Origin of the sequence: Pseudomonas sp. Yb2C2 (genome assembly GCF_052112325.1) — a bacterium.
GTDB lineage: Bacteria > Pseudomonadota > Gammaproteobacteria > Pseudomonadales > Pseudomonadaceae > Aquipseudomonas > Aquipseudomonas marginalis.
On record NZ_JAVAJK010000002.1, the window covers coordinates 397912 to 411385 of the forward strand.

Sequence of the window (13474 nt, forward strand, 5' to 3'; positions counted from 1 at the left end):
TCTACCTACCCATTTGGTCAGCTTTATCGCTCTAAACCGTGAAAAAAAGGCATATGCCTCGTCCGAGAGCACCCAAAATGCCCTTCGACGCGTGTCTTGACCAATGGGTGCGGTACACTGGGCGACTTTTCGGGGAGGCCGACCGCTCCCCTTCAACCAGCCGAGAAGCCCATGCCGATCCGTCATTGCATCGTCCACCTGATCGACAAAAAACCCGACGGCACACCTGCAGTTCTCCACGCCCGCGACTCCGAGCTTGCCGAGTCGGCCGCCATCGAGAACATGCTTGCCGATCTCAACGAGAGCTACAACGCCAAACAAGGCAAGGCCTGGGGTTTCTTCCATGCCGAATCCGGCGCGCACCCGTTCAGCGGCTGGTTGAAGGAATATTTCGAGGGTGGCCAGGATTTCACCACGTTCAGCCGCACCGCCGTCGAACATCTGCAAAAACTGATGGAAGAGTCCAACCTCTCCACCGGCGGCCACGTGCTGTTTGCCCACTACCAGCAAGGCATGACCGACTACCTCGCCATCGCCCTGCTGCACCACAGCGAAGGCGTGGCGGTAACCGACGAGCTGGACGTCACCCCGTCGCGCCATCTGGACCTGGGCCAGTTGCACCTGGCAGCGCGTATCAACGTGTCCGAGTGGCAGAACAACAAGCAGTCCAAGCAGTACATCTCGTTTATCAAAGGCAAGAACGGCAAGAAGGTCTCGGAATACTTCCGCGACTTCATCGGCTGCCAGGAAGGCGTCGACGGCCCGGGCGAGACGCGCACCCTGCTCAAGGCCTTCAGCGACTTCGTCGAAAGCGAAGACCTGCCGGACGAATCCGCCCGCGAAAAAACCAAGACTCTGGTCGATTACGCCAGCAGCCAGGCCAAGCTCGGCGAGCCCATGGGCCTTGAAGAGCTGTCGGGCTTGATCGATGAAGATCGGCCCAAGGCGTTCTACGACCATATCCGCAACAAGGACTACGGCCTGTCGCCGGAAATCCCGGCGGATAAACGCACCCTCAACCAGTTCCGCCGCTTCACCGGGCGCGCCGAGGGCTTGTCCATCAGCTTTGAAGCACACTTGCTGGGCGACAAGATCGAGTACGACGAGGCCGCCGGCACCTTGATCATCAAGGGCCTGCCGACCCAACTGACCGACCAGCTCAAGCGCCGCAACTGATGCTCGGCGGGGTCCTCAAGAAAGTCCTGCTGGTGTTGCTGGTGGTGGTGGTTATCCAGAACTGGGGCAAGATCGAGCGGCTGTTCAACCCCTCCCAGGTGGTCCCGGAGCAGACGCGAGCCTCGGCGCGGGTGGTGCTGTATGCCACCGAGTGGTGCGGCTACTGCAAGCAGATCCGCCGCTTCCTGGACCAGAAGGGCATTCCGTACCAGGCCGTCGATATCGAGAAGGACGCCCAGGCGCGCAAGGCGTATGAGGCGCTGGGTGGTGGCGGGATTCCGTTTGTGGACGTCAACGGGACGCTGATTCGCGACTACAACCCTGACGCGATCATGGCCGCGCTGAAATAATCAGCGCACCACGATTACCCGCCCCAACAGGCTGTGCTGCTCGAACCCCAATACCGCTTGCAAGGCGTTGAGTACCGCCTGCGGGTCTTTGCTCGGGAAGCTGCCGCTGACGCGCTTGGCACCCATCTCTTCGTTGAGCAGCAGGATGCGGCCAGGGTAGTAACGCCCCAAGTCCTTGACCACCTCCGCCAGCGGCGCCTTGTAGTAGTTGAGCCAGCCATCCCGCCAGGCCAGGCGGGATTCGCTGTCGACCGCGTGCAAGGGATCGGCGCTGCCATCGGCGTAGGCCACTTGCTGGCCCGCCGTCAGAATTTGCTGCGGGCCCTGTTTCGACGCGGTCACGCCCACCCGTCCCGACAACACCGTCACCTCGGCCCCCGCCGGTTGCAGGCGCACTTCGAACTGCGTCCCCAGCACCCGCGCTTCGCCGCCGCCCGCCTCGACCACAAAGGACTCGCCGGTGTGGGTGACGCTGAAAAAACCTGCACCGCGACGCAATTGGATATGCCGCTCACCGTCGCTGAAGTCCACGGCAATGGCGCTGTCCGCATCCAGCGTGACCCGGGATTGATCGGCCAGGGTGACGGTCTTCACTTCTCCCGGTGCGCTCACGTAATCGGCGCCGAAGTCATCGATCCACCGCGAAGGCTGCCAACCGGCGCCCATGGACACCATCAACACCAGGCACGCCGCCATGGCTAATGCGCCGGACCAGCGCACCACCCGCGAGCGCGTCGGGGTGTTCATCGCATTGAGGTAACCCTGCAATGCCAGCGCGTCTTCATCCGCCAGTTGGCGTGCCGGCACTTCGCTCAACTCCCAGAGCACCTGGGCCTGGGCATAGGCTTCGACGTGCGCAGAATCTGCCCTTAGCCAGCGGCTGAACGTGGCCTGGTCGCCACTGCTGGGCTGGTCGTGCAACAGGCTCAGCCAGGCCAGTGCGGCTTGTTCCTGGTCAGGTGTGGGGGTCGGATTCACGGTGCTTTCCCTGGCGTGCGCGATGGCGATGGTTCGCGAAGGCTGGCTTTGCAGGCTTCGAGGGCACGCATCATATGTTTTTCCACGGCGCTTTGGGACAGGCCCATGGCCTTGGCGATTTGCGCGTACTTGCGCCCGTGAATGCGGTTGAGCAGGAAGATCTGCCGGGTGCGCTCCGGCAGGCTGCGCAGGGCGGCTTCGACATGCCGCAGGTCGTTGCCCGCCTCGAGCGCCGCCTGGGGTTCGGAGCCCTGGTTATCCTGCTGTTCCGGCAGCCAGCCTTCACTGCTGCGCACCCGCGCGCCTTCGCTGCGCAGGTGGTCGATGGCGATATTGCCGGCGCAGCGCAACAGGTAGGTGCTGAGTTCTTCGACCTGCACCAATGGCCGACGCCAAAACCGCAGGAACAGGTCCTGCACCAGGTCGGCCGCCGTGGCGCGGCACCCGACACGGCGGCTCACCAACGCTTCCATCTGCGAACGCTGGGACAAGAACACCTGCAGGAAATGCGCGCGCCCACCCGCCGCGTCAGCCTGGGGGCTGTCCTGGGAATCGGGTGGGGTGCTGATCATCATGGCGGCGGCTCAGAACGTTGCGAAGGCGGCAACAGGGCAGGCCAGCAGGCCGACGCCTGCCAGGATCAAGGCCAGCCTTGGCCGATACGGCAACAACAGCACCAGCAACAGGGCGCTGAGCATCAACACCGCGCACCACTCCACCAGGCCCTGGCCCCAACCGGCGACAGCCACGGCGGGCCAGATCGAGACGGTCAGCAGCAGCCAACCGATGACGCGCAAAGCAATACGCCGCCGAGGTGATGGCCTGCTGTGCAGCAGTTCGCCGTGGTGACGGTCGGTGGACAGGCACAAGGCGGTAAACCCGGCGTAACACATCAGCAGCGCGAGGAGCATTCAGTTCGCCTCCTGCTTGAGCTGCAGCGGCCGCGCCCGTTCGGTCTTGGGCTGCGGGGCCTTGCGGTGCTGCATCTTCCAGGCTGCCCAGGCGAGGAACACACCGCTGGCCAGGCAGGTCAGGTCGAAGCCCGCCATGGCCCAGTCGCCCGTCGCCAGTGAAGCGCCCAAGTGCTGCGACGTGGTCAGGGCATTAAGCAACGGGATTGCGGCAAACAGCAGTGCTGCGAAGCTCAATTGCTCAACCCAACCCTGGCGGCCCCGGCGCAGGATCGCGTGCAACAGGCTCAGGCCCCAGGCGATAAAGAAGGCCTGCACTTCCCAATCGGAGCGCTCGGCAAAGCCCACCGGCAATAAACGGTTGGCCCAGAAGAAGGCTGCAATGGCGATCAACAGCCCGGACATGCTGGCGATGTTCAGCACTTCCACCAGCCGCAGTTCAAACGGCATCACGCCGCTTTTTGCATGTTTGAGTTGCCGCTTGCCGAGCCAGATCACCAGTCCCGTGCCGATCATCGCCGTGCCCGCCAGGCCGCAGATAAAGTACAACCAGCGCAGCACCGGACCGGCGAAATGGCCCATGTGCAGGCCATAGAAGCTGCCGCCGATCGCCGCCGGCAGCGATTGTTCAGCACTGACCCGCAACAACTCACCCGTGTTGCCGTTGAACGACACGGTACTGCCGAAGTCATGCACCACGCGGTCGGAGCTGGCACGGAACAGGTTCACCGAAGCGTTTACATCACTCGGGTTGTTCACCGCCAGCCGCCCGACATGCCCACCCGCCCACTGCGCCCTCGCCTGCTCGTACATCGGCAGCAATGACAGCAATTGGCCTGGCTGGCCCAGCGCCGGCGCGTTGTTGGTGGCGGGGAACACGTCATTGAAGAAGGCCCGGGTGTCGTTGCCATAGGAGGCCACGATCGGCGCCGGCATCACCATGCTCATGAAAATCACCAGGCTGCTGTAGGTGATCATCAGGTGAAACGGCAGCACCAGCACACCCACCGCGTTATGCCCGTCGAGCCAGGAACGCTGGCCTTTGCGGGGGCGGAAGGTGAAGAAGTCCTTGAAGATTTTCTTGTGGGTGATGATGCCCGTGATCAACGCCACGAACATCACCATCGCTGCAATGGTCGACAGCCAGCGGCCCCACGGGTAAGGCATTTGCAGCTGGAAGTGGAAGCGGTAGAAGAAATCCCCGCCCATGCTTTCCCGGGCCTCTACGGCCTGCCCGCTCACGGGGTCGAGGGTTTTCTGAATGAAATTGCCGCGTTTGCCGGGGTCGACTTTGTCTTGCCACATCACTGACAGGCCAGGGTCGCGGCTATCCGGCAAGGTGATGAACCAGCGTGCGGCCGTGGGTGCGACCTTCTGCAGGTAGTCCTGGGCGACACTCAGGCTGCGCGCATCATCCAGGGGATGGGCCTGCACTTCGGGCTGCATCCAGTGACTGATCTCATCCTTGAAATAGGCCAGGGTGCCCGTCAGGAAAATCGCAAACAGCAGCCAGCCAAAGATCAGCCCGGCCCAGGTATGCAACCAGGCCATGGCCTGACGAAAGCCCTCTTTCATGTGCGTGCCATCCACAAGCCCAGGCCTGCCAAGGTGGCGAACGCCGCGCTCGGCAGCATCATGCCGCACCACGCGCGCCATGCCGTACGGCAGGCGAAGCACCACAGCACTGCCAACAGGTAGAACACGAACGAACTCATCATCCCGGTGATCACCGCATCGGCGCGGGAGACAGGCATCCACAGTGCCAGGCAGATACTGGCCAGGGACGCCATCAGGTAACCGCCAACCACAGCGGCGAGCACCCGCGATGTGACAGCGAGACGATAGGAAGCAGGCAGTGAGGTTTTGCTTTTCATGCGGGAGGCGCCAGGTTCATCAGCGCGCAATATTAATGATAAATATTCTCATAAGCAAAACAGAACGGATGAAACACCTGCCTTCACGCATTGCCGAACGGTTGGCGGCGCCCTACAATGCGAACAATTCTTGTTCTCTAAAGCATGCCCATGCTTGTGGAGTGTTTGCGTTGCAGCCGTCCAACCCTGTCGAAGTGCTCTACAACGACCATCACCACTGGCTCACCGGCTGGTTGCGAGGCAAGCTCGGCTGCCCGGAAAGTGCTGCAGACCTGGCACAGGACACCTTCATCCGGGTCCTGACCGCACGGGAGGCGCCGACGCTGGTCGAGCCCCGCGCGTTCCTCACCACGGTCGCCAAGCGTGTGTTGTTCAACTTCTACCGCCGCCAGGACCTGGAGCGCGCCTACCTCGACGCCTTGGCGCAGATGCCTGAGCAGGTAGCGCCATCAGAAGAAGAGCGCGCGATCATCCTGCAAACCCTGCTGGAGCTGGACCAGTTGCTCGATGGCTTGCCCCCCCAGGTCAAACGCACGTTCCTGCTGGCCCAGCTCGACGGCCTGACGTATGCGCAGATCGGCGCCGAACTGGGCATCTCCATCGCCACCGTCAAACGCCACCTGAATAAAGCCGCCATGCGCTGCTATTTCGCCCTATGAATGTCTCGACCCAGGTTGCCGAACAGGCCGTGCACTGGCTGATGGAAATGCAGCAAGGCGCGCTCAACCCACGCCAGCAGGCGGCCTGGCAACAATGGCTGAATGCCCATAGCGAACATCAGCGCGCCTGGGACCATATCCAGCGCGTCAACCAGCGCCTGCGCGGCATGCCCTCGCCCCTGGTCCATGCGGCGTTGAACGCACCTAAGTCCAGCAGCCGGCGCCAGGCGCTGAAGTTGTTGCTGATCCTCGGCGCCGGTTCGGCCGCCGCCTGGAGCCTGCGCCAGCAGCATATCCTGCCGCCGTTGAGCGCCGACTATCGCAGCCCCGTCGGCCAACGGCGTAAGGTGCAATTGGCCGACGGCAGCCAGTTGCAACTCAATACCGGCAGCGCCGTGGATGTGCACTTCGACGGCCGGCAACGGCTGATCCGCCTGCTCGAAGGCGAGATCCTGCTCACCGGCAATGCCGGCAGCACGCCGCTGCAGGTGTTGACCGGCCAGGGCCTGCTCAGCAGCCAGGCGGCGCGCCTGAATGTGCGCCAGTTCAACGACCACACCCAACTGGCGGTCTTGGACGGCCGCGTCGAGGTGATGCCCAACACCTACAGCGGCCTGCCCCTGACGGTCGAAGCGGCGCGCCAGGTCAATTTCACCCGTAAAGGCTGGGACACTCCGCGCCCTACCGACGCCAACAGCGGCGCCTGGGCCGACGGCATGCTGGTGGCCGCGCATATGCGCCTGGAGGACTTTCTCGCCGAACTGGGTCGCTACCGCCGTGGCCAGCTCAATTGCGATGCGCAAGTCGCCAACCTGCTGCTGTCCGGCAGCTACCCGCTGGACGACAGCGAACGCATCCTCGACCTGCTGGAGGTCAGCCTGCCGGTCAAGGTGCGGCGTTTTACCCGCTATTGGGTGAGCGTCCAGGCACGTGCATAAATTATTTTCAGCCACCGTGAGCCGTTTTCCGCACCTCGCGTGACAGAGAAGGAAAGCCACCTTGATCCTTCCTTCTCAGGACCGCCCTCCATGCCCCAGCAACCCACCCTTCTCGCCCGCACCTTGCGCCAACTGCTGCTGGGCGCCAGCCTCAGCCTGACCGTACTGCCCTGCGTGATGGCGGCCGATACCAAGCCGTATCACATCGCCCCAAGCTCGCTGGAAGCAGCCCTGAACCAGTTTGGCCGTGAAGCCGGCGTGTTGATTTCCTTCGGTTCCGAAGTCACGGCGGGCATGCAAAGCCGTGGTTTGTCCGGCAGCTACAGCGCCGCCGAAGGCCTGCAGAAGCTGCTGGAAGGTACCGGCCTGCAAGCCCGCGCCGAAGGCGACAACGCCTACAGCCTGCAACCGGCAACGGCGCCGGCGGCTGTCGAGTTGGCGACCTCCAGCGTGGTCGGCGACTGGCTCGGCGATGCGGCACAAACCAATGTCTTCGAACACCCCGGCGCCCGTGACGTGATCCGCCGCGAAGAGTTCGAACGCCAGGGCGCCACCCAGGCCAAGGACGTGCTCAACCGCATACCCGGCGTCAACGCTCCGGACAATAACGGCACCGGCAGCCACGATATGGCGCTGAACTTCGGCATTCGCGGTCTCAACCCGCGCCTGGCCTCGCGCTCAACGGTGCTGATGGACGGCATCCCTGTGCCCTTCGCGCCGTACGGCCAGCCGCAGCTGTCCTTCGCGCCGATCAGCATGGGCAACATGGACGCCGTGGACGTGGTGCGTGGCGGCGGCGCGGTGCGCTACGGCCCGCAGAACGTCGGCGGCGTGGTCAACTTCGTGACCCGCGCGATCCCGGATGCACCCACCGTCAAAGGTAGCTTGCAGACCGAGACCAGCCCGTCTTCCAGCCATGACGGCTTCAAGACCACCGGCAACCTGCTGGCCGGCGGCACTGCCGAGAATGGCCTGGGCGGCGCGATTTTGTATTCCGGCACCCGTGGCGGCGACTGGCGCGAAAACAGCAACACGCGCATCGACGACCTGATCCTCAAAGGCAAATACCAGCTCGACGACGCCAACAGCTTCAACGCCATGGCGCAGTACTATGAAGGCCAGGCCGATATGCCTGGGGGCTTGAACGTCGCGGACTACAAGGCCGATCCATATCAGTCCACCCGTCCCTACGACAAATTCTGGGGCCGCCGTACGATGTTCAACGTCGGCTATCGCTACGAGCAGGACCGCCGCGAATTCACCGTCAACAGCTTCTTCACCAAGACCCTGCGCAGCGGCTACCTGGACCAGGGCACCTTCCTGTCGCTGTCCCCGCGTGAGTATTGGGTGCGCGGCTTGGAAACCCGTTTCGCCCAAGGCTTTGACCTCGGCCCGACCAGCCATGAAGTGGGCGTCGGCTACCGCTACATCAACGAAGCCGGCCACGAGTTGCGCTACCGCACGCCGATTTCCGCCAACAACCAGCAAATCCCCAGCACCGACAGCCGCAACGACCGCGACACCCGCGGCGGCACCGAAGCCAATGCGTTCTTCGTCGATGACCGGATTGATATCGGCAAGTGGACCATCACCCCGGGCATCCGCTACGAGATGATCGAGTCCCAGCAGAGCAACAACCTGACCAACGTCAAATACAAAGGCGACTACAACACCGCGCTGCCGGCGTTGAACGTGCTCTATCACCTGACTGACGACTGGAACCTGTACGCCAACACCGAAGGTTCATTCGGCAGCGTGCAGTACAGCCAGATGCCTAACCGTGTGACCAGCGGTGAAGTGAAACCGGAAAAAGCCCGCACCTGGGAACTGGGTACCCGCTATGACGACGGCACCTTGCGCGCAGAGATCGGCGCGTTCCTGATCAACTTCGACAACCAGTATGAAAGCAACCAGACCAACGATTCGGTGATCGCCCGCGGCGAAACGCGCCACCAGGGTATTGAAACCAGCGTCAACTACGCCCTCGATGGCTTGAGCCCGGCGTTGGCCGGTTTCGATGTGTACGCTACCTACGCCTACGTCGACGCCACCATCCGCGAAGACGGCCCGAACAAAGGCAACCGCGTGCCCTTCTCGTCCAAGCACAAGGGCACCCTTGGCGTGGGTTACACCGAAGGGCGCTGGAAACTCAATGTGGACAGCAGCTATCAGAGCAGCCAGTTCGCCGACAACGCCAACACTCAGGCAGAAAGTGCTGACGGCGCCAACGGTCGAATCCCCGGCTACATGCTGTTCAGCAGCCGCGCAGCCTATGACTTCGGCCCGCAACTTTCGGATCTGAATGTGGCGGTCGGCGTGAAGAACATCTTCAACACGCAGTACTTCACCCGCTCGTTCGACGACAACAACAAGGGCAAATACGTGGGTGAGCCGCGTACGCTGTACGTGCAGACCTCTATCGCGTTCTAACTGCCCGCCAGGCAACTGGGGGTGGCGGCGACCAGAGCGTCGATTGCACAACGCGTCTTGGCCGGCATATGCACGGCTGTCGGCCAGATCACATGGATCGGCGCAGGTTGCTCGCGATAGCCGGGCAACACCGCGACCAACTGCCCCCGCAGCACATAGTGCGCAATCAACCAACTCGGCAACCAGGCCAGGCCGACGCCCGCGATGGCGGCATCGGCCACCGCCTGGAGGTCGTCCATCATCAACGGCGAGGCCACGGGATTGCGCTGCGAGGTCGTGCTGCGATAGGCAATGCCGCGATGGCCGGCAAGGTCTTCGATGCATTCAATCGGCCCGACGCGCTGCAAGTACGCCGGTGACGCCGCCAGCCCAACGGCCTGTTCGCCCAGGCGACGTGCACTGAGGCGGTCGGTGTCGGGCAGCGGGCCGATCCGCACAGCGACGTCGAAGCCTTCCTGTGCCAGGTCCACCAGCCGATCGGCGAAGCTGATCTCGATCTCCAGTTCCGGATAGCGCGCCATCAACCCCCACAATGCCGGGGCCGCGTAGTGATGCCCGAAGGCCAGTGGCAAACTCGCCCGCAAGCGGCCGCGTGGGTGTTGCCGGCCGCTTTCCAGCACCGATTCGGCCGCCTCGAGTTCCGCCAACGCGCGCAGGCAATGCTCGTAGTACGCCTGGCCGTCCTCGGTCAGACGCTGGCGGCGGGTGGAGCGCTGCAACAGGCATGTGCCCAGGCGCGCTTCCAATCGCGCCAGGCCCTTGCCGACCGCAGAGCGGGTGAGGTTCAGCCGTTCGGCTGCCCCGGTCAGGTTGCCGCTTTCGACGATGTGCAGAAACAGCTCAACGCCATCAAAACGCGGTGTCGTCATGGCTCTATTGTCGCCCTGAATTCCCTTATTAGCGGAAAACTTATCACGAATAACGAAACAGATTCCCCTGAAAATAACACGACACTTCATCCACAGGAGAATCCCATGCCACCCGCCGCCACTTTAACTACCGCCAGCCCCCCGCGTACCGCCAGGAATGGGCTGGCCCTCACGGCCGTGTGCCTTGTCGCCCTGATGTTCGGCCTGGAGATTTCCAGCGTGCCGGTGATCCTGCCGACGCTCGAGCGGGAGTTGGGCACGGGCTTCCAGGACGCCCAGTGGATCATGAACGCCTACACCCTGGCCTGCACCAGCGTGCTGATGGCAGCGGGCACATTGGCCGACCGCTTTGGCCGTCGTCGCATGCTGGTGCTGTGCCTGTGGGTGTTTGGCCTGGCTTCACTGGCCTGCGGGCTGGCCGAGGATGCCTCGCTGCTGATCACGGCGCGGTTTATCCAGGGCATCGGTGCCGGGGCGATGATGATTTGCCAATTCGCCATCCTCTCGCACCTGTTCCGCGAACCGGCAGCACGGGCACGGGCGTTTGCGATATGGGGCGTGATTGCCGGCGTGGGCCTGGGCTTCGGGCCGATGATCGGCGCATTGATCCTGGCGGTGGCGGATTGGCGCTGGGTGTTCCTCGTACATGTGCCGCTCACCCTGTTCACCCTGGTGCTGCTGCGCATCAGCGTGCAGGAATCCCGCGACCCGGCCGCCCATCGCCTGGACATCGCCGGCATGCTCACCCTGACCCTGTCGGTGTTTGCCCTGGTGTACTTCATCACCCAAGGCAGCGAACACGGTTTCGGCACACCGGCCATGCTCGGTTGGGCGGCGTTGTCGGTGCTCGGCCTGCTGCTGTTCATCACGGTCGAGCTTCGCAGTGCGCACCCGATGTTCGACTTCTCGGTGTTCCGCATCCAGCGGTTCAACGGCGCGTTGATGGGTTCGATCGGCATGAACTTCAGCTTCTGGCCGTTCATGATCTACCTGCCGTTGTACTTTCAGGCAGGCCTGGGTTACGACACCTTGACCACCGGCGCCGCTCTGCTCGCCTATACCCTGCCGACCTTGCTGGTACCGCCACTGGCCGAGCGCCTGGCCCTGCGCTATGGCGCCGAACGCATCATCCCCCTCGGCCTGGGCCTGATGGGCGCGGGCTTTCTGGCCATGGCCGCCGTCAACGGCGCCGAGCACCCACGTATCGGGCTGGTGCTGCTCAGTTGCGTGATCGCCGGCGCAGGCCTGGCGCTGACCAACTCGCCCACCACCAATACCACCACCGGCTCGGTATCGGCCGACCGCGCGGGCATGGCCTCCGGCATCGACCTCAGTGCGCGGCTGATCACCCTGGCGCTCAACATTGCCCTGATGGGGTTGGTGCTGTTGCTGGGGATCAGCCATCACCTGGCCGAGATGCTGCCCGCCACCACGGCAATGGATTGGCCGGTTATCAGTCAAAACATTGCCGCAGGAAAACTCGAATCGATGGGGCTGACAGTCAACGACACCCAGGCGGCACTGCGCCACGGGGCCGGTTGGGCGATGCTGTTTGCCGGGTTGGGTGCTGGCGGGCTGGCGCTGTTGAGCCGGTATTTTTTCCGACGCGGCGCCTGAACGAAAACGGGCCTGCAGATGCAGGCCCGTTTGCAGGGGGTGAAAAGAACGTCAGCCGTTGATGACCGCGTTTTCGTTTTCCAGGAATTCCTGTTCCAGCGCGTCTTCGTTCACTTTGTTGATGGGCTGGTTTTTCGCGGCAGCGCGGGGCTTGCCTTGCAGTCGACCAAACAGATGTTCCAATGCGTGATCCAGCTTGGTGGCCGCGCTGTCAATCGCTTGTTCCAGGGTATCGCCCTTGGCGGACACCGACAGCGGTTGATGGCCTTTTGGCCGCGCTTCCAGTCGGCAACTTAAATCGTGGGGACCGGGCTTATCGCCGTTCTCATCCCGCAGGTAGACCTCCACTCGGGTCAGGTCTTCTTCATAACGTTCGAGCGTGCTCTCAATGGTAGTACGTACCCACTCCTCCAGTCGGATGCTGCTTTCAATATGGTTATCGCTATTGACTTGGATTTGCATAGTTCTTCCCTTATTTCAGCTAGCTCGCGAGAGGTCACAAACTGCAACACCGGGGTGGTGAAACCATGACCTCTTGATTACACAATTGAGCAGCTAGAGAAACATTTCAACCCCTTTGCAAAGATAAATCCCACATTACAAATTAACCCTGACGACGAGCAGAAACGCTGTTAGGGTGGGGAGTTAGTTACATCTTCTTACGCCACGCGATCCTCACAATTGCCCCTCTCCCAGGGGGTGCAATGCGCGAAAAATCCCTGCTTCCTCTACCAGCCAGTCATGCACCGCGCGCACGCCCGGATGGCTCAGCGCGCCCGGCGCGTACAGCAGCACATAGCGTTTGTGGTTGGGCACCGCGAGGCCAAACGGCACGATCAAGGTGCCGCGCTCCAGTTCATCGTTGAGCAAGGTGCGTCGCGCAATCGCCACGCCCATGCCGGCGATGGCAGCTTCGATGGTCAGGTGGTTGCGGTTGAAGGTGTGGCCACGGCGAACATCGGCGTCGTGGTAGCCAATGGCATTCAGGTAGAACTCCCACTCCGCATACTCATAACTCCCACGCCAGGCGGTAATGTCATGCAGCAGCGGGAAATGCACGAGATCGGCCGGCCCGTGCAAGGGCGGTCGACCCCGCAACAGGCTGGGGGCGCAGACCGGGAAAATCTGCTCATCCAGCAGGGCTGTGGATAACAGGCCGGGGTAGCTGCCGTCGTTGAGGTCAATGGCCAGGTCAAAGTCGCCCTCGTGCAGGGCGATGCTACTGTCCTCGGCAACCATACGCAGTTGGATATCCGGGAAGCGCTGCTGCAAGCGCGGTAAGCGTGGGGTCAGCCATTTGCCGAGAAATGATGGAATCGAGCGCAGGCGAAGCGTGCCGCTGATCATCCCCGCATCCAGCCGCTGCAACTCGGCGTCGATGCTGCCGTAGGCCTCCCCCACCGTTGCCGCCAGGCGCTGGCCCTCGGCACTCAGCTCCACCCCCCGTGCCCGTCGATGAAACAGCCGAAACCCCAGGCGCTCCTCCAACTGGCGGATTTGCTGGCTCACCGCCCCCGGCGTGATGTGCAGTTCTTCGGCGCAGCGGGTGAACGACAGATGCCGGGCAGCGCAGGAAAACACGTGCAACCAGACATAAGTCTGGCCATGGAGAGGGCGAGCCATAGAGTTTAGTCCTGCTAAAGGGTGTCTTAGGATAATTCGTTGGTCAGTG

The 13474-nt window shown here is 62.8% G+C and carries 14 protein-coding genes; 6 read left to right on the top strand and 8 right to left on the bottom strand.

The genetic code is table 11. The features are described 5' to 3' along the window. Nucleotides 1-171 precede the first annotated feature (171 nt). Nucleotides 172-1176, top strand: a complete 1005-nt coding sequence (yejK, locus tag Q8X51_RS04055) for a nucleoid-associated protein YejK (protein ID WP_012722392.1) — start codon at nucleotides 172-174, stop codon at nucleotides 1174-1176. Beyond that, complete coding sequence (locus Q8X51_RS04060; protein ID WP_065924185.1) at nucleotides 1176-1526, top strand: glutaredoxin family protein; 351 nt, start codon at nucleotides 1176-1178, stop codon at nucleotides 1524-1526. The genes yejK and Q8X51_RS04060 overlap by 1 nt, the downstream gene beginning before the upstream one ends. Here the strand turns inward: Q8X51_RS04060 and Q8X51_RS04065 are convergent, their stop codons facing one another. The 5 genes from Q8X51_RS04065 to Q8X51_RS04085 are packed head-to-tail and all read right to left on the bottom strand — an operon-like array spanning nucleotide 1527 to nucleotide 5289. After that, nucleotides 1527-2504, bottom strand: coding sequence for a FecR family protein (locus Q8X51_RS04065; RefSeq protein WP_065924186.1), 978 nt, complete (start codon nucleotides 2502-2504; stop codon nucleotides 1527-1529). Beyond that, nucleotides 2501-3079 carry an RNA polymerase sigma factor gene (locus Q8X51_RS04070; RefSeq protein WP_027604674.1) on the bottom strand — a complete coding sequence of 193 codons (579 nt, stop codon included), beginning with the start codon at nucleotides 3077-3079 and terminating at the stop codon, nucleotides 2501-2503. Before Q8X51_RS04070 ends, Q8X51_RS04065 begins: the two co-directional genes overlap by 4 nt. A gap of 9 nt (nucleotides 3080-3088) precedes the next feature. Then, nucleotides 3089-3415 carry a DUF3325 domain-containing protein gene (locus Q8X51_RS04075; RefSeq protein WP_065948902.1) on the bottom strand — a complete coding sequence of 109 codons (327 nt, stop codon included), beginning with the start codon at nucleotides 3413-3415 and terminating at the stop codon, nucleotides 3089-3091. Then, nucleotides 3416-4990 (bottom strand): PepSY-associated TM helix domain-containing protein, encoded by a 1575-nt coding sequence (locus Q8X51_RS04080; protein WP_065924189.1) that lies wholly within the window; start codon nucleotides 4988-4990, stop codon nucleotides 3416-3418. It lies immediately after the preceding gene. Next, on the bottom strand, nucleotides 4987-5289 hold the full coding sequence (locus tag Q8X51_RS04085; RefSeq protein ID WP_330214436.1) for a DUF3649 domain-containing protein: 303 nt from the start codon (nucleotides 5287-5289) through the stop codon (nucleotides 4987-4989). The genes Q8X51_RS04080 and Q8X51_RS04085 overlap by 4 nt, the downstream gene beginning before the upstream one ends. A 170-nt stretch (nucleotides 5290-5459) precedes the next feature. Here Q8X51_RS04085 and Q8X51_RS04090 point away from each other — a divergent pair, with 170 nt between their 5' ends. From Q8X51_RS04090 to fecA, 3 genes are all read left to right on the top strand, one after another. Beyond that, a complete protein-coding gene (locus Q8X51_RS04090; protein ID WP_407693170.1) occupies nucleotides 5460-5948 on the top strand; it encodes a sigma-70 family RNA polymerase sigma factor in 489 nt (162 codons plus the stop codon). After that, on the top strand, nucleotides 5945-6886 hold the full coding sequence (locus Q8X51_RS04095) for a FecR domain-containing protein (protein ID WP_137211521.1): 942 nt from the start codon (nucleotides 5945-5947) through the stop codon (nucleotides 6884-6886). The genes Q8X51_RS04090 and Q8X51_RS04095 overlap by 4 nt, the downstream gene beginning before the upstream one ends. A gap of 90 nt (nucleotides 6887-6976) precedes the next feature. Continuing rightward, nucleotides 6977-9316, top strand: coding sequence for a TonB-dependent Fe(3+) dicitrate receptor FecA (gene fecA / locus Q8X51_RS04100; protein WP_407693169.1), 2340 nt, complete (start codon nucleotides 6977-6979; stop codon nucleotides 9314-9316). On the opposite strand, the gene Q8X51_RS04105 is transcribed toward fecA, so the two are convergent. Continuing rightward, complete coding sequence (locus Q8X51_RS04105; protein ID WP_065924193.1) at nucleotides 9313-10185, bottom strand: LysR family transcriptional regulator; 873 nt, start codon at nucleotides 10183-10185, stop codon at nucleotides 9313-9315. The two genes, fecA and Q8X51_RS04105, sit on opposite strands and share 4 nt — an antisense overlap. 105 nt (nucleotides 10186-10290) lie before the next feature. Between Q8X51_RS04105 and Q8X51_RS04110 the strand changes: the two genes are divergently transcribed. Further along, nucleotides 10291-11802, top strand: coding sequence for an MFS transporter (locus Q8X51_RS04110; RefSeq protein ID WP_407693168.1), 1512 nt, complete (start codon nucleotides 10291-10293; stop codon nucleotides 11800-11802). A 51-nt stretch (nucleotides 11803-11853) separates the two neighbouring features. Here the strand turns inward: Q8X51_RS04110 and Q8X51_RS04115 are convergent, their stop codons facing one another. Beyond that, a complete protein-coding gene (locus Q8X51_RS04115) occupies nucleotides 11854-12264 on the bottom strand; it encodes an HPF/RaiA family ribosome-associated protein (protein WP_027604683.1) in 411 nt (136 codons plus the stop codon). A gap of 213 nt (nucleotides 12265-12477) precedes the next feature. Beyond that, nucleotides 12478-13425 (bottom strand): LysR substrate-binding domain-containing protein, encoded by a 948-nt coding sequence (locus Q8X51_RS04120; RefSeq protein ID WP_053133766.1) that lies wholly within the window; start codon nucleotides 13423-13425, stop codon nucleotides 12478-12480. Nucleotides 13426-13474: the final 49 nt, after the last annotated feature.